We start from the raw sequence: 16,875 nt of genomic DNA, 5'->3' as shown, positions 1-16,875 counted from the left end.
TAACTTCCTTCAAAGGGAGTTATTTTTTTATTCGCTCACTCTGTTTGAAATAATCTTGAATAAACGCCCTGAACTTATGGGCAACATTCGTCATGTACCGGTTCGTGTACCACGAGATCTCAATCGTCCGGGTACTTACTGGTTCTTCAATGGAAATAAGAACAACGGAAGAGCCTTGAGAACCGCCCCAAGTGACTGCCGGAATAAAAGAAACGCCTAGCCCCGAACGGACTAAGCTGCGAACCATTGAAGGCTCATCGCATTCATAAATGATTCGAGGCGTAAATCCGGCTGCGCGACAGAGGGAATCCGTCGTTTCGCGCAGTTGCTTGCCGGGCTTTAAACTAATAAAGCTGTCCTCCGAGAGCTCGGATAGGTGAATGCTTTCGCGGTTTGCAAGCCTATGGTCGCTCGGGACCGCAAGCATGATTTCTTCCGTTAATACCGGAATGGACTCGGTTCCCGGTATTCTGAACGGAGAAGAAGAAATACTAAGATCAAAGACCGGGTTAATGGGATGACTCTCATGCTGAAGTAATTTGAATTGGGCTTCCGGGTATAGCTGCCGAAATAATGTGATCATATCCGGAAGCAAATAGGATCCGACTTGGATGAAGATCACGACGGTTCCTGTCGGCCTTTCAGCCATGTCGAGGAGCTCTGTTTTTCCATCCTCCAACGTTTGCAAGGCCAGATCGACCTTCGCTAGAAAGCGCTTCCCGTATTCATTTAATCGAATGTATTTTCCTGTGCGATCAAACAATTTTATTTTTAATTCTTTTTCAAGATTGCCTATCAATTTGCTAATGGCAGGCTGAGAGACATGCAGCATTTCGGCGGCTTTGGTCATATTCTCAAGCCGCGCAACAGTTTGAAAGTACCGGAGGGAAAGCAAATCCATCGAAATCCACCTTTTTATTCATAACCATAAGGTTATATATAATATAAAAAACAATATATTATTATTTATAGTAGCAGAACCTTATAATGAAGAGAAGATCTATTACAAGATAAGATAGCGATCATTCTGAGTGGAGACGAGGGGCTTTTTATGAGTGCAAAAGAAAGAATGGACGAAACGGTTACAATTTCTAACGGCCGGCTTGAGGGCATACGTCTGACGGGAACCGGGGCGATCGCTTGGCTGGGGATTCCGTATGCGAAGCCTCCGGTGGAGAAGCTCAGGTGGAAAGCGCCGCGCGAGGTTGAACCATGGTCAGGCGTATTGTCCGTAAGTGATTTTAATCATAACAGTGTTCAGTTTGTTCAAGGGGTTCCAAACGGAAGCGAAGACTGCTTATATTTGAACATTTGGCGCCCGGATCATGCAGAAGCGAAGTTACCCGTTTTCGTATTTCTGCACGGAGGCGGCAATATAGGTGGTTCGGGAAAGGATTTTCAGGGCGGCATATTGGCACGTGAGACGAACAGTATCGTTGTCACGGTGAACTACCGTCTAGGTGCGATGGGGTTTTTCCGACATCAAGCACTTCTGACCGGAGATCCTTTGGATGACTCGGGCAATTATGGTCTCCTTGATATTCTACATGCTCTAAAGTGGGTGCAAAAAAACATCGTTTCCTTTGGCGGAAATCCCGACAATGTAACGTTGGCGGGCCAGTCCGCCGGTGCCAGAAATGCATTGGCTGCTTATCTTTCTCCGCTTGGAGAAGGACTATTCCATAAGCTGTATGTAATGAGCGGAGGCTGCACGACCGCTACAGTAGAACAAGGCGAAGGCAAAGCAAACGATATGCTAACGACGTTGCTCATCAAGTCGGGTGAAACGACGAATCATGATGAGGCGCTCGATTGGATTTCAACGCAATCTGCCGATACGATTTCCGATTACCTGCATCGTCAGAAAGCCATTCACTTTGCCGAATCGATCGGTGACACCGGACTTCGTATGACTGCATTTCCACACTTATTCGAAGATGGCTTTGTCATTCCGGAAGGCGGTTTTGACAATTTTAAATACCGGCCGCATCTTTGCATGCCGATCGTTCTTGGAAGCACAGCCAGTGAATTTTCCACATTTGCTTTGGGTGACCCTCATTTTCTACCGCAAGTGCTACAGGAGGGACAATTATTCGGCAATTCGGAACAAAGGATGCTTTACGAAGCAGCCGTACAATATGGAAGCGAGATTTATGGGGCATTCAATGTAGAGGAAGTTGCGGAGAGATTAGCGGCCTCGATCCCGCAGATGCCGATATTCGCTTACCGATTTGGCTGGGGATTGCAAGACGGCGTTATCGATCCGTCCCTCCGTTTTCTTATGGGCGCTTCTCATGGCGCGGATATCCCCTTCCATACAGGCGATTTTTCGATACCGAGTATTTCTGCGGGTATGTTCACCGAGCATAACGAATCAGGACGCAAGGCGCTCTCTTCACTTATGAAAAGCTATTTACGGCGCTTCTTGAACAATAGCGATCCGAATGGCGAGGGACTCCCCGCTTGGAAACGCTGGACCGCCGACTCCCGGTCTGCCGAAATCCTCTCACTGGATGCAAGCACGGACAACGTTGCCGTTCAACTGATCCGGAAGCTTTCGACCAAAGAAATCATGTCCAGACTGGACGAAGACGAACGTTTGTCGGAAGATCAGCGAAATTGGCTTAAAACTCATCTATTCGCGGGGCGCTTTTTCTGGAAAGATGAATGAGCGTTGAATCCAATAAGCTGAAGGGACATGCGATGTGATAACTTTCTTGCTTTTATTAGGAATTGGACTGGCAGCGGGAATATCCGGTTCATTGGTCGGCCTTGGCGGCGGTTTTATCGTCGTACCTGCGATGGCTTTCCTTTTTCCTGATATGCAACCCTCTCATTTAGCCGGTACGTCAATGGCGATGCTTCTGTTCAATTCCATCTCAAGCACTTACGTGTATGCCAAGCAGAAGAGAATTGATTATCAGGCGGCGATTCGGTTCGCTGCCGCCTCGATTCCTGGATCGGTTATTGGCGCGCTTTTTGCAGAGCAGATCGAAGGAAAAATGTTTTTCGTTAGTTTCGGTATTTTCTTAATCTTAATCGCTCTAATCCTCCTATTTAAACCGAATAAGCCAATCGCTTGGCCTTTCAAACCAACGGTGAATCGGAGCTTAATCGATAACTGCGGTGAACGTTTCGATTATGCTTATCACATGCCTACGGGTATCGTCATTAGTTTTATGGTTGGGTTTATGGCAAGCCTGTTTGGGGTAGGGGGCGGCAGCCTTATGGTTCCGACGATGACACTGCTACTCGGATTTTCGCCCCATATTGCTGTCGCGACTTCCATGCTTCAAATTTTTCTTTCCGCTATCGTAAGCACGTCAACGCACGCCTTCTTATTGAATATTGACTGGTTCATGGTGCTTGGCCTAGCTCCAGGAGCTATTATTGGCGGCCAAATCGGCGCCAGACTAGCCCGACACCTGCCCGCCAAACTGCTGCTAAAGCTTTTAGCCGTGTTTCTAATCGTGGTTTCGTTTCGGTTGATGATGAGAGGGTAGATATACAAAACTGACATGTAGCGAAGGGGGGTCCCTGCAATTGCCGGGACCCCTTTTCATTGCTATTATCAGCCGATTTACCCGATCGCCTTGCGTACTTCGCCTTCTGTTATCCCTACTTCATTGAAGCTATCCACCCTTACATAAACCGGTTCTCCTTTGATCAACGCTTTAATAGTACGCTGGTTGACGCCGAATACCATATGGCTGTGATACAGTTTATCCGGCGCATATCCCCAGAGCACGTTGTAACCGATGGCATCGTCAAGCTCATTCCACGTTACGGATAGATCTAGTTCGCCTAACAGTTCTGTTTGGACAGCGATTGCTTGTTTCGGCTGCTCTCCATGTCCGATCCCGAACACTCTAAGACCGGAAATGCATGCGGACTGGTTATAAGGAAGTTCCTTTACCGTTAATCTAATAAACCTGGCCTTGACCCCCTCGTCCTTGACGATCAGATCGTGTGCCAAATCGGTTGCAGCTTCTGATTTATCTTCGATTACGAAATAGGAGTTGCCGTCCGTCGAGCCCTCTAGAAGCCACCTTGTAACATACTTCCGCTCGTCAATGTATCTTCTTATTTCTCCAACTTGCTGTAGAGTTGCTCCATCAGGAAGCGGAAGATTCATCTGATCATCCGCAAAATTAATTTGTACGGCATGCACATCATATACATGCTTCAGATCAACCTCAAGCCATTCTCCAGGCTCATAGGTTGCTGCTTTCCACCAGCTTTGTACATTCTCATCCGTAGCCTTTGAAGCCCCTTTCCCCTCTTCAAAGGAAGACGCCTTGGCCGGCTTGCCATAGGATAGAAGCATCCACTGCGGATTGTTCCATGGATTCATGGCAGCTTGGTCGATCCGAATCGGCCAGTCACCATAGCGTTGATTACAAAATAATTCCCCGTCTTCATCAAAGCCTGCCGGCCAAAGCCCAATCCTTCTTTCAAAAATATGGTTGACGCTGACTCTCATCGTCGAAGCATGCCACCAATTTCCGTGTTGATCTTCCATGGTCGATCCATGTCCTGCTCCTGGTAGAAAACCTCCAGGCTTATACGAGTACGGATTATTTTTCGCTAGCGTAAACGGCCCGAGAGGGTTGTCCGAAATGTAGACCCCGTCCGCATACACGTTATATTGCGTCCCGGGTGCGGAATACTGGAGATAGTACTTGCCGTTATGCTTATCCATCCACGCCCCCTCGATATACGGATCTGCATTCCCGAGGGACTTCCTGATGATTTGCAAGAACTCCTCCGTAACGCCGGGATTCATTTTCACGTAGTTTTTAACCATCTCCTCGACCTGTTCCGGCGGTCTGGGTACGTGATTTTCGCCATTTCTTTCATAGCCGATAACCGCAGTATTGCCCTGCACGAGGGCGATCGGTTCCCCGATGGGCTTCATATTCTCCGGATTTAGTTCAACGCCGTAAAGCGGCGTGACATTGGAGCATCCCCAGTAGAAATAAACCCTGCCGTCGTCATCCAAGAACAGATTCGGGTCCCAGAAGGGAAATATCCCTTCGATTTCTTCAAACGCGCCGTTAAGCGGATCTTTCGTTCTGTAGAAGGAACAGTTCTTGGATTTACTCGATGCGGAAAAATATACATATTCTCCGATGACCCGAACATCCGGGGCATAGTCGTAAACCGGCACATCCTTCAGATGGTGGAAGGTCCAATCGGTCAAATTGTCGCTGACAAGAAACCCTGCCGTCATCGAAGGAAACAGATAATATTGGCCTTTGAACAAAATCATTGAAGGATCCGCAGCTTCCCTATAAGTGACATTAAGCCCTCTTAATTCGGTGAATTGATATTTGTATTCCATATTGATCGGGTTGCACATATACGTCATTGTCGTTCGCTCCTCTTCAGATCGCTACTTTTTCTTTAAATTGGCTATGATACAAATCCGCATAAAAGCCTCTATGTTCCAATAATTCAGGGTGGTTGCCCTGTTCCACGATCTCGCCGTTGTTCATGACGAGGATCAGATCAGCATCCCGGATCGTGGACAGCCGGTGGGCGATGACGAAGCTCGTTCTGCCGGCCATTAATTCCTTCATCGCTTTCTGAATATTCATCTCCGTCCGAGTGTCGACGCTGCTCGTCGCTTCGTCGAGGATCAGGACGGTAGGGTCAGCGAGGATCGCCCGGGTGATCGTTAGTAATTGTTTTTGCCCTTGCGATATATTCGAGGCGTCTTCTCCCAGCATCGTACCGTAGCCGTCTGGCAGCTTGCGGATAAAATCGTCCGCGTAAGCGCTTCGGGCGGTCCGGACGATGTCTTCTTCCGTCGCTCCTGGGCTTCCGTAGGCGATATTGTCCCGGATCGTTCCGTTAAACAGCCACGTATCCTGAATGACCATGCCGTATCGGCTTCGGACTTGCTCACGGCTCATGTCCTTGTAATCGACGCCGCCCAGCAAGATGCTCCCTTCGTCGACCTCGTAAAATCGCATCAACAGGTTAATCAGCGTGGTTTTGCCCGCACCCGTCGGTCCGACGATGGCGATGGTCTGGCCTTCCTTCACGTCAAGATCGAATCCGCGAATGATCGGCTTGGCTTTCTCGTAACCGAAGCTGACGTTCCGGAAGCTAACGCTTCCCTCGATTTCGCCGGCAGGGCCGATCGACGGCTCGTGCAGGTCTTCCTCTTCTTCATCCAAAACGCGAAATACCCTCTCGGCGGAAGCGATCGCCGTCTGGATCAAATTCATGATGCCAGCCACCTGCATCATCGGATAATTGATCTGCTGCGTATATTGGATGAACGCTTGAACATAGCCGATCCGCATATTCCCGTTCAACACGAGAACGCTGCCGACGATGGCGACCACTACGTAACCGATGTTGCCGACGAAAGTCATCAAAGGCATCATCAGGCCGGAAACGAACTGCGCCTTCCTTCCGGCTTCATAGAGCTTCTGATTCATCTGATCGAAGGATCGAATCGCTTCCTCTTCGTACCCATACGTTTTCACGACCCGATGGCCACCGAACATCTCTTCTACATGTCCGTTCACGTTGCCTAATTCCGCTTGCTGACTAACAAAAAACCTCTTGGATTTGCCGGCCATCCATCTCATCACGAACGCGCTGAGCGGCAGGGTGATACCGATCACGATCGTGAGCCACGGGCTGATATAGAGCATCATCACGACGATCCCGATGACGGTCAGGACCGAGCTCATAATTTGAGAGATCGCCTGCTGAAGAGAAGCATTGATGCTATCGACGTCGTTAACCGCCCTGCTGAGCAAGTCACCCTGGGAATGCCGGTCGAAATACCGAAGAGGCAGGCGCGACATTTTCTCCGTTACCTGTTGTCGCAACGTCGCGGTTACCCGTTGGGCAACGCTTGCCAGGACGTACTGCTGCAAAAAGGAAAAGAACGAAGAAGCGGCATACAGTCCGATCATCCCGATTAGCCATTTGCCGAGCCAAGTGAAATCCACACCCGTACCTTCCCTGTAACTGTCGAACAAGAAATTCGTCGCGTCCCCGAGCAGTTTCGGATTGACGACACTGAATAGCGTGCCCGCGATAGCCGCGAACCCGACGAACGCCAGTTTGCCTCGATGGGGCTTGAGGTACCCCATCAACCTCCGGAGCGTGTTTCCTTTGTTTCCCGTCATGCGCTCTCCTCCTCCGTCAGCTGGGAAGCAACGATTTCCCGATAAATGCCGTTTGATGACAGCAACTCTTCGTGGGTTCCGATGCCGGCGATTTCTCCCTCGTGAAGCACGATAATCCGATCGGCGTCCTTCACCGTGCTGACCCGCTGGGCGACGATCAAGATCGTGGCATCCCCCGTGACCTGCTTCAACGCTCTCCTTAACTCGGCGTCCGTCTTATAATCTAGCGCCGAGAAGCTATCGTCGAACAAATAGATGGCGGGTTTTCTCGCGAGAGCTCTTGCAATCGACAACCGCTGCTTCTGGCCCCCCGAGAAATTGACTCCTCCTTGCGCGACTTCTTCTTCCGAACCCTTCTCCTTCGAACGGACGAAATCCAAAGCCTGCGCGGTCCGAAGTGCTTCTTCCAGCTGTTCCGGTGATAGCCGATCTTGGCCGAACGCCACATTATCCGCAATCGTCCCCCGGAATAAGGACGCTTTCTGGGTGACGTACCCGATGCGCGACCTGATCGATCGCTGAGGCATATTCCGAATGTCCACGCCATCGATGAGTATCGCACCGCTCTCTACGTCATATAAGCGAGGAATGAGTTGCAGCAGCGTCGTCTTGCCCGAACCCGTGCTTCCGATAATCGCCGTCGTTTCACCCGGTCCGGCTTGAAACGAAATCGATCGAAGCGCCGGATTCGCGGCTCCGGGATAACGAAAGGTGACCTCCGCGAATTCGATACGGCCCTTGATCTCGTTTGCAAGCTCGTTGCTCCCGGCGTCCGCGATCGTCGGTTCGAGCCGCAACACGTCGGCAATCCTATTGGCGGAAGCTTGCGCTCGCGGAATCATGACGAACATCATCGATAACATAATCAAAGCGACCATAATCATCATCGCGTATTGCAGGAATGCCATCAGGTTGCCGATTTGCATGTGCCCTTGGTCGATTCGAAATCCGCCGAACCAGACAATCGAAACATTCGTTAAACTCATCACCATGGTCATCAAGGGAAACAGATAAGCCATTATTTTGTTCACCTTGATGCCCGTATCGCGATAATCTTCGTTCGCCTCGTTAAACCGCCCGCTCTCGTATTCCGTCCGATTAAACGCACGAATGACGCGCATGCCGCTTAACATTTCGCGAATGATTAGATTCAAGCGATCCGTCTTCGACTGCAACAAACCGAATAAGGGAACGGCCTTACGCATAATTAAGAAAATAATTCCTACCAATACCGGCAAAACGGCGATAAAAACCAAGGAAAGCATCGAATCCCGATAGAACGCTAGAATGATGCCCCCCAGAAGCATGATCGGCGCACGGGTCATCGTCCCGAACAGCGCGTTGACCAAATCCTGCACTTGCCGGATGTCGTTCGTCGTTCGCGTCATCAGCGAAGCCGGGCCGAAGCGTTCGAATTGTTGCAAGGAGAACTTCTGTACTTGGATGAACAAATTGCGACGCAAATCTTTGCCAAAACCGTGCGCAACTCCGGAAGAGAGGTAATTCACGCCAACGGTGAGCGCCACCGCGAAGATGGAACAGAAGATCATCCACCCGCCGGTCTGAAAGACGTAATCCATATCCTCTTTCGCGATGCCGAAGTCCACCATGTTGGCCATCAGCGTAGGCAAATACAGTTCGAGCATGATCCCCGCGAACATCAGGATGAGAAGCTCCGTAATTGATTTCTTGTAAGGCTTCAAATATCGCAATAATAAGGTCATGAACGCCCCTTCTCCGAATCGTATATTCGGGTATCTAGATAATCGATCGATTTCTGTAGCAGATTGGACAACATGCGGCTTTCCTCGGCGCCCAGATGCTCTGCCAACCCTTCGTAAAGCTTGCGCGAATATTGGAGAACATCTGAAGCTTGCTGTTTTCCCTTCTCGGTCAATGAAACCCGAACGACCCGACGGTCTATCGGATCTTTGGCGCGAACGATCAAATCCCGTTCGACCATATCGTTCAACAGTTGGGATACAAACGGAGAAGTCACTCCCAAATACTCACTAATCTCCATCACGCTCATACGGTCTTGCTCTCTTTCCATGAGGATCAACAACATCCGGGCTTGGTTTACTTTTCGGTTAGCAGCGTCTATGCGGGTTTCGATATTTTTGCGGTACAGACGCCCGAAAACCTTCATCAGCTCCAACGATTCGTGATCCATGTGACTCTCCTTTCGCGATAATAATCGAATAGGTAAGTTACTTATTTATTCGATCTGATTTGATTGTAAAAAATCGCGCATTCCCCCACTAACACTTTGAAGACTTTTTCGCTATCACTATTACGACTTCTTGGAACGCTTGGATAACAAAAAACACCTCTCGGGTGTCTTGTAAGCCCGAAGGGTGCCCTTGAGGTGTCTCTCTTCTTGAAAGAATTGCTCTCTCATTCTTTTCCCCGACCCGTAACCAGATCTTCTTTTTTTCCGTTCTTGCGCTATTTCTAATTGTTTTAAGTCAAATCCTCATCTCAAGTAGGCTATCATATTTTCAGGCGCATTTTGATTCTTAAATGTCTCAGTAAACTCCGAGAATCCGGATAGTGCGACCACATTGGAATAATCGTTTTCCCTTGTAATAGATGGTCAAACAGTTGTTCCTTTCTCCGAAGATCTCAAGTTTCTGGATAGCACGAACAGCTGTTGTTGTCGGATGACAAGAACTTGATCCCAATCCCTACGCGAATAAGCAAAATAAGCAAAAAAAGTGCTGAGAGGATTTCCGGAATCTTACACGATTAATACAAATAAAAAATCGCTTGCGCGGATTCCAATTTGTTGATTGTGCAGTTTATAATTTCAATCCTTTATTGTGGCCTTTGATATCTTTTCCTCCCTTTTTCCAAGCATTAAGCAATTAACCATTATTCAAATTCTTCGGCGGGAAAGATAGCACCTTACTTGATTCGATTAATTTTCGATTTCGTTTGCAACAGCCTTGATCTGTATGACCCTGGGGTCGCACCCGTCTGCAGCTACCGTCACGGTGATCATTCCAGCATCCTTGGGACGTACAACAGCCAACACTTTCCCATCAAAAGTTGTACGTTCGGTATCAAAGAAATTTTCCGTAGACTTTGGATCCGCACTGCCGAATCCTTGCAGAACACCTGGCCCCTCAACCTGGACTTTCACTTTACGGTCGGCGCTGTTGTATAGATTCCCTTGGACGTCCATCAAACTGATCGTTACAAACGACAGGTCACGGTCGGATGCGACGATTTCCTTCCGGTCCGCTTCTACGTTCAACTGGACGTCGCCAGTTGCTGAATAAAGAGTCATTCGGCCGGTTGGTTGACCATCCGTATAGGCTACGGCCATGATTTCTCCTGGCTCGTAGTTGAGATCAAATTCAGCTTTATATCTGTGCTCTTCTCCTGCAGCTGCCTTTCCTGCCGCTTTGCCATTCACGAACAGCTCAACTTCATCCGCATCGGCATACACTTCCACCCGGATCGGTTTTCCTTCGAAACCGTTCCAGGACCAGCTAGATACGGAATCGCTCCAGCTCCATTTGGTCAGTATAGGTTGTTTACCGTAATACTCGGGGCGTTGAACCGCGATATACGGATCTTTGCGAAGGCCAAAGACGATCTCACGGTAATACGATACCGGGCGCCGGTTACCGATAATATCAATATCGCCGCACCAAGCCGTAAGCCAAGGGTATGCCCCCATAAAACCGCCAGATTCGTTAAGATCATACTTGATCCGCCCAATACCCACTTCGCCCAGATAGTCCCAGCCCGTCCAAGTAAAATCGCCAATAACATGACTGTTCTCCTTTACCAGTTTCCAATTCATATCGATCATCGAAGGAAAAGTCTCGCTGCCCACGATCACTCTGTTAGGAAACCGCGCCCTATCAGCCAGATATCGTGCCTCCGCATAGTTATAGCCTGCAATATCCACATAGCCGAACGATTCTGACGTTCGACGCGTGGCGAGCTCGGACGTATTAATAGCTGCCATCGCCTGACCGATGTTATTCATCATTGTATTAATGCCTGCATCGTTAGCGGCCTGGTTCTCGCTCGTCAACTTTAATTGTTCTTCTATAACGGAAATAATGAAGTTGACTGAGTTTGTAATGAAACGGGTGTTGTCAATCGACCGGATCTTTTCTGCCAGTTTATGTCCCCAAACAGAATCAATCGGCTTACCCGCTTCCGGAACTTCATTCCCGATTGAATACATAATGACACAGGGGTGATTGTAATTCTTATCTACCATCGCTTGGATATCGTGCTCCCACCAAACTGGAAAATGAATCGCGTAATCGTTTTCTACCTTTGTTGAGCTCCACATATCAAAGCTCTCGTCCATAACAAGCATGCCGAGACGGTCGCACGCGTCAAGAAGCGCCTTGCTTATCGGGTTATGAGCGCTTCGCAGCGCATTGAAGCCCGCTTGCTTTAGAATTTCGACACGGCGCTCTTCGGCCCGATCGATCGTAGCAGCTCCGATCACGCCGTTGTCGTGATGAATGCATGCTCCGCGCAACTTCACAACTTCGCCATTGATACTAAGCCCTCTGTCCGGATCCAGTGTAAGAGAACGGATTCCGAACGAATTTGTCTCCTCATCCACCAACTTGTTTTCTTCTTCAATACGAGTCCAGCACGTATATAAATGAGGCTGTTCAACGCTCCAAAGTTGAGGCGATCTGACATTCAAGCGCTGGCGAAATGTCGCACGTTCTCCAGCGAACGAAGTAACGGGTATCGTATCGCTGGCAACGATGTTACCGTCTTTATCCATGATTGTCGTATGAACGTTAACACTTCGGGTATGATGACCTTCATTTTCGATTACGGTCCCTATGGTGACTACGGCACGGTCATTCGTTATGTCCGGGGTGGAAATTTTTACGCCGTCCAAGGCAATATGCACTAGATCCCCTATAATAAGGTTTGTATTGCGGTATATCCCTGCACCGGAATACCAACGTGAATCCTTATGGTTCATCGCAATCACTTTGATTTCATTTTCTTCGCCGTATTTCAGGTAGCGGTCTGCTTTTATATAAAAGTTCGTATAGCCATAAGGATGTTGTCCAGCGAAAGCTCCATTCAAGTACACCATCGCATTCCTGTACACGCCTTCAAATTCAAAGGTTACTCTCTTATCTTTGTAAACGTCAGGCACAAAAAACGTCTTTCTATACTCGTATTCCCCTTCTGGGTAAAAACCGATATTGAAATCGTTTTTACCGCTTTCTTCCCCTACTGCAGGTTTCTTGCGATGCCTCTCGATCATGGCATCATGAGGCAGTGTAACGGTCTTCGGTATTATTTTTGCATGAGCTTTTTCTGAAAAAAAACCCTTTTTGGGGCCGACTGTCCAATTTTTGTTAAAGGATGTACGATTCATGGTAATCTCCAATTCATATGATACGGATTAATCGGACAGGCCCGATCAAGCCGCTCGGCTCTTGCTGAGCAAAGGCAGACAAAAAGTCCTGCTGATCCTTCGCCAGTGTGTTTGTCACTTCGATTACAAGCGTATTGATGCCCTTCTTAATCAGGCCATCTATCTCAATGCGGTATGGTGGACAAATCCGCACGCCGGCTTGTTCGCCGTTCACCCATACTTCGGCCGTTTCGTACACCTCGCCCATGTCCAGCAGCACGCGGACAGCGGATTCGTTCCACTCAAACTCCGTTTCATAGCGGAAGGTGCCGGTAAAACGAGGCAGCTGCTCACGTCCACTCATATTTGTCAACGCCGTCAATGTTCCCCATTCCTTGAAATTTGGATAGTGCTCGGAATCGACAATGGAAATCGACCAATCGCCCCGAAACTCGAGCTCCACATCGGCAGTAAAACCAGAGAGTGTAGTGAATCCGTCAATATCGCTGCCATGGAGCAATATGATAGACTCATACGGGGTAAGCTCCAGCTGTACATCCGTCATGCCGTTCTCCGCTTTTCCGCTCAAACGTGTAAGACGGTTCAGGAACGCATCATAGACATAGAGCTCCCCATGGACAGGCAGGGTAATCCTCGTCGACAACGGTTGATTCGGATGCTCATTGAAGAACATAAATACTTCCAGTCCGTCATGCACATAATGATAGCTTCGAAGATACGGCTCATATTGATTCACTCGAATATCGTAATGTCCGTCTGTAATCAGTTCTTTTGCCAGTTGTTCCAGAGCGACGCACTTCACCTGCCGGTGTCCAGTAAGCTGAGACAGCTCAGCAGAAACATCGTGCCCCTCGCTCGATCGAACTGGGAGCCCGTCCACGAACCGAATAGCTAATTCTTGCTCCGCCAATTGAACTAGGCGCTGTATCATCGCTGCCGGAAGTGCTTCTGCATAAGGGACGATCAAACAGCTGAAATCCTCGTGATGAATCAGTAGCCGCCCGTCGCTCACGCTCGCAGCTTCCAACATAAGATCGATGGGAACTACGTCGCAGTCGATCTGATGCTGCATGAGCGTCTTTAAAGGCTTATGGAAATACATCGCGTCCCCCGACCATTCGGCTTCGGCGTGATAGAGGACGGCCGCGGACGCGACGTGGCTCCCGCCGGTTAATAGGTGGCTGATCCGATTCATGTAATGGTTCAGATGCTTGTAATACCGGAATTGTGGATTCTTCCCGCTTGCGTACATATGCGGCGGACAGTCCGAATCAGGGAAAGCCTTCTGGGTAAAAGCATGCGGGACAAAATAATTGACACCGCGGACGAGCATATGGTCGGTCAGCCATTTCATCAGTTTTAGACCCTCCGTCCATCCATACGCCCCGTACACCTCGGCCATCGTCCGGCCTTTCTTCTTGGGATCGAGATGTCCAAGCGACACGCCAAGCTTCGCGAGTCCATAGTGAAAAAATTCGCTATCCGTCTCCGCGCCGACACCACGGAAGGAGATTTCATCAAATCCAGGCACGATCTGCCAGAGCACTACATCAATGCCCGACATATCCTGTCCCCACAGCGAGCGGAAGAAGTGTCCGGTACTAGGACCAAGTCTGGAATGAACATTGTTGTCTTCGAGTACATGCCCGATATATTCAACTCCGCGTGATCTGCACCATTCACCGATCTGATTGCAAAAATTTTCCCCGTAGAGTTTGCTGACGATATTCATATAGGCATACCGGACGCTGTTCGACTGTTCGCCTGCCTCATGCCAGAGGAGATGCAACTGCTTCCGATAGTCCACACCAAGTGCCTGCTCTAGCAGAGCCGGCATCTCGCTGCACCAAGGCAGCGGCACTCCTTTCTTACCGGGCCTCGAGTTGAAGTCGAAGGTTGTTTTATCGTTGTAGAAGCCCGGTTCGTCCGAGAAGAAACCGACGAACGTCTTGCCGAATTCGTCTTTGTACCGTTCATAAAAAGCTTCGTAGACCGTGTCGATCAAAATACGTACGGAATCCCGCTCCAACGGGTTTAAGTAATCCTTCTGGGCCTCGCTACCACCATCCTTATTTTCGGATAGAATAAAGATCCGCCAATATCCATCTGGGATATCCCAATACAGAATACCGTCATGCGCATACTCCGTGATGTCGACACAGTCATCAATCAACGCGCCATTCGATGGATCACGGCGGACTGCGATAACGGCAATCAACTTATTCTTACCGTTTGCATGTGAGGTATTCGAGAAGGTCGGCCGAAGCCCGCTCATAAGCAGTGTATCTATTAGCAGCGAGGCGCCTTGCGCAGGGCCGACAGTATCGATATAACGTTCGCCCAGAAATTTACGGTGTAGTGATTCAGGTGCCTCCCTCACCTTTCCTGCAGCATGTCCCGTAGGAAAATGATCATCGTCGAGCATCCATACCTTCATGCCGCGCTGCCGTGCTTCATCCAAAATGATGTCCATATCCGTCCACCACTTAGATCCGAGAAAATCCGGATGCGGTCGGGCCTCGATACATACGGCTCCAATACCGGACTCATGTACACGGGCGATCTCTTCCCGGATAACGTGCTCTTCCTCACCATGTTGCCATAGAAAAGGTAGTATATAATTGTGCTCCTGACCCTCTAGCACTTCCTTCAGTCGATTGCTCATATGCTAGCCTCCTTATTAAAACGCGCGCCCATACAGGCGCGCGTTCCAGCATTAAATTCCAGTCCATTGGATCACACTACTGCTTGACCTTTGCTTGCCATTCTCTGGCCCGCTTTGTAACCTCTTCGCCGCCCGACTGGTTCCACTTCTCGACAAATTCGTCGAACTTATCGATCGAATATGTGCCAATGATGATTTTGCTAGCATACTCCGCGTACAACGTACGGTTATTGATGTCCGGAAAGCCATCATAAATGCTTGCCGGCATACCGTCACCTGCAATTGATTTCGCATACTTCTGTGCTTCCTGAATATTTCGGGTAACCTGATCCATTGCCCACTTATTGTCTTCTGAAGCGGTACTGTTATAGAGATCAACGGTCATATCCAGCGTTCCTACACTCGAGTACGTATTCAAAAGCAGATTTTCCTGATTGGCCTTGTCATCCGGAAGCTTGACGGCTTTGCCATCCTTCATCGTATAGTGCATGCCTTCAACGCCTAGGTAAAGGTCCTTAAATTTGCTCTTATCGTACATGTTATTCAGCAACTTCAGTGTGGCCATCAGCTTGGCCTCATCTTTGTTGTTCTTGACAACCCATTGCGCGTTCGCAATCTTCTTCATCGTATAGAAGCCTTCATAACCTTCAACTTTCGGAAGAGGGAGTACGGAGTACTGGGCCTTGATTCCTGCATTCTTATAGAGATTTTCAAAAACTAGGCTTCCATGCTCGACCCAATGGAAGTAGTTACCGACTTTATCCGAATGAATTTTCCCTTCCCACTTATCCTTTGTATTCAAAAGAGATTCCTTGTCGATCAGGCCTTCCTTGTACAGCTCGGCTATGAACGCCAAGGCCGCTTTCATGTTAGGCGTTACCGCAGAATATGTCAGTTCGCCGTTATAAATATCCCACTCCGGATAACCTTCAAACATCGCGACCCCGTACATTGCAAAGAGGTGGTCCATCCAACGTACCTGCTCCCGGCCACCTGTCGGGATTTCATCCTGCTTTCCATTGCCGTTCGGATCCTTGTCCCGAAATGCCTTCAGTACCTCGACATATTCGTCCTGCGTCGTCGGCATTTTCAGACCAAGCTTGTCGAGCCAGTCCTGACGGATCATTCCCCCGTATCTGCCGTATTCCACAATGCTCGGGATATAATAAATTTTACCTTGACCTGTCGGATCGTTCGCCTTGACCACATTCCAGATATCCTCCGAAATTGCAGACATGACATTCGGGGCGTACTTCGGCAGCAACTCAGTCAGGTCCGCGATCGCACCATTCTTGGCCAGGCTGTCTTCAATCCCCTGTTGGGGGATGAACAGATCTGGCATTTCATTGGCCGCAATCTTCATGTTAAGCTGATTTAGATAGTTGGTGCCTCCACCCCATTCGATGTAAGGGTGTATAACGCCGACGCCAAGCTTCTCTTTGTAGAACTCATACAACTTGCTTCCTTGCTCAATCGGCTTATAACCGATATTCGTACCCCATACTTCAATATCAACACTACTCTCTGCTGTGCCCTTTTGATTCTGTTCATTCTCTTTGGACGAGTTCTCGTTGTTGCCGCAACCAGACAAGGCTGTAATGGCCAGGATGAGAGCTGTTAAAAGCAGCCCCAATTTCTTAATCTTCATGCTTCTTCTCTTAGTCTTCATGCTT

Annotated in this window: 10 protein-coding genes and 1 pseudogene; 2 read left to right on the top strand and 9 right to left on the bottom strand. The window is 49.0% G+C overall.

Annotated elements, in window-relative coordinates:
* Positions 1-19: 19 nt before the first annotated feature.
* On the bottom strand, positions 20-901 hold the full coding sequence (locus MRBLPE1_RS13205; RefSeq protein WP_364145942.1) for a LysR family transcriptional regulator: 882 nt from the start codon (positions 899-901) through the stop codon (positions 20-22).
* A 150-nt stretch (positions 902-1,051) separates the two neighbouring features.
* Here MRBLPE1_RS13205 and MRBLPE1_RS13200 point away from each other — a divergent pair, with 150 nt between their 5' ends.
* A complete protein-coding gene (locus MRBLPE1_RS13200; RefSeq protein WP_364145940.1) occupies positions 1,052-2,671 on the top strand; it encodes a carboxylesterase family protein in 1,620 nt (539 codons plus the stop codon).
* 34 nt (positions 2,672-2,705) lie between these two features.
* Positions 2,706-3,503 (top strand): sulfite exporter TauE/SafE family protein, encoded by a 798-nt coding sequence (locus tag MRBLPE1_RS13195; protein WP_364145938.1) that lies wholly within the window; start codon positions 2,706-2,708, stop codon positions 3,501-3,503.
* 77 nt (positions 3,504-3,580) lie between these two features.
* Here MRBLPE1_RS13195 and MRBLPE1_RS13190 read toward each other — a convergent pair whose 3' ends face one another.
* The 8 genes and pseudogenes from MRBLPE1_RS13190 to MRBLPE1_RS13155 form a co-directional block, all read right to left on the bottom strand.
* Positions 3,581-5,371, bottom strand: a complete 1,791-nt coding sequence (locus tag MRBLPE1_RS13190; RefSeq protein WP_364145937.1) for a family 43 glycosylhydrolase — start codon at positions 5,369-5,371, stop codon at positions 3,581-3,583.
* Between the two features lie 16 nt (positions 5,372-5,387).
* On the bottom strand, positions 5,388-7,154 hold the full coding sequence (locus MRBLPE1_RS13185; RefSeq protein ID WP_364145935.1) for an ABC transporter ATP-binding protein: 1,767 nt from the start codon (positions 7,152-7,154) through the stop codon (positions 5,388-5,390).
* Positions 7,151-8,878, bottom strand: a complete 1,728-nt coding sequence (locus MRBLPE1_RS13180; RefSeq protein WP_364145933.1) for an ABC transporter ATP-binding protein — start codon at positions 8,876-8,878, stop codon at positions 7,151-7,153. Before MRBLPE1_RS13180 ends, MRBLPE1_RS13185 begins: the two co-directional genes overlap by 4 nt.
* A complete protein-coding gene (locus MRBLPE1_RS13175) occupies positions 8,875-9,327 on the bottom strand; it encodes a MarR family winged helix-turn-helix transcriptional regulator (protein WP_364145931.1) in 453 nt (150 codons plus the stop codon). Before MRBLPE1_RS13175 ends, MRBLPE1_RS13180 begins: the two co-directional genes overlap by 4 nt.
* 363 nt (positions 9,328-9,690) lie before the next feature.
* Positions 9,691-9,811, bottom strand: a pseudogene (locus tag MRBLPE1_RS13170) (MarR family transcriptional regulator); the annotation flags it as partial.
* 263 nt (positions 9,812-10,074) lie between these two features.
* The gene (locus tag MRBLPE1_RS13165) at positions 10,075-12,537 is read right to left on the bottom strand and encodes a glycoside hydrolase family 2 TIM barrel-domain containing protein (RefSeq protein ID WP_364145929.1); all 2,463 of its coding nucleotides are present in this window, start codon (positions 12,535-12,537) and stop codon (positions 10,075-10,077) included.
* Positions 12,538-12,550: 13 nt separating this feature from the next.
* Positions 12,551-15,202 (bottom strand): glycosylhydrolase-like jelly roll fold domain-containing protein, encoded by a 2,652-nt coding sequence (locus MRBLPE1_RS13160; RefSeq protein WP_364145927.1) that lies wholly within the window; start codon positions 15,200-15,202, stop codon positions 12,551-12,553.
* Positions 15,203-15,278: 76 nt separating this feature from the next.
* The gene (locus MRBLPE1_RS13155) at positions 15,279-16,871 is read right to left on the bottom strand and encodes an ABC transporter substrate-binding protein (RefSeq protein WP_364145925.1); all 1,593 of its coding nucleotides are present in this window, start codon (positions 16,869-16,871) and stop codon (positions 15,279-15,281) included.
* Positions 16,872-16,875 lie beyond the last annotated feature (4 nt).

Source organism: Paenibacillus sp. LPE1-1-1.1, from assembly GCF_040676435.1.
GTDB lineage: Bacteria > Bacillota > Bacilli > Paenibacillales > Paenibacillaceae > Pristimantibacillus.
The sequence above is the reverse complement of the archived record's forward strand: the minus strand, read 5'-3'. Positions and strand labels throughout refer to the sequence as shown.

What these genes read in the sequence shown, in the direction of transcription:
- MRBLPE1_RS13180 (WP_364145933.1), bottom strand. Translation starts at nt 8,878, where the DNA reads ATGACCTTATTATTGCGATATTTGAAGCCTTACAAGAAATCAATTACG.
- MRBLPE1_RS13205 (WP_364145942.1), bottom strand. Translation starts at nt 901, where the DNA reads ATGGATTTGCTTTCCCTCCGGTACTTTCAAACTGTTGCGCGGCTTGAG.
- MRBLPE1_RS13200 (WP_364145940.1), top strand. Translation starts at nt 1,052, where the DNA reads ATGAGTGCAAAAGAAAGAATGGACGAAACGGTTACAATTTCTAACGGC.
- MRBLPE1_RS13190 (WP_364145937.1), bottom strand. Translation starts at nt 5,371, where the DNA reads ATGACGTATATGTGCAACCCGATCAATATGGAATACAAATATCAATTC.
- MRBLPE1_RS13155 (WP_364145925.1), bottom strand. Translation starts at nt 16,871, where the DNA reads ATGAAGACTAAGAGAAGAAGCATGAAGATTAAGAAATTGGGGCTGCTT.
- MRBLPE1_RS13185 (WP_364145935.1), bottom strand. Translation starts at nt 7,154, where the DNA reads ATGACGGGAAACAAAGGAAACACGCTCCGGAGGTTGATGGGGTACCTC.
- MRBLPE1_RS13165 (WP_364145929.1), bottom strand. Translation starts at nt 12,537, where the DNA reads ATGAATCGTACATCCTTTAACAAAAATTGGACAGTCGGCCCCAAAAAG.
- MRBLPE1_RS13175 (WP_364145931.1), bottom strand. Translation starts at nt 9,327, where the DNA reads ATGGATCACGAATCGTTGGAGCTGATGAAGGTTTTCGGGCGTCTGTAC.
- MRBLPE1_RS13160 (WP_364145927.1), bottom strand. Translation starts at nt 15,202, where the DNA reads ATGAGCAATCGACTGAAGGAAGTGCTAGAGGGTCAGGAGCACAATTAT.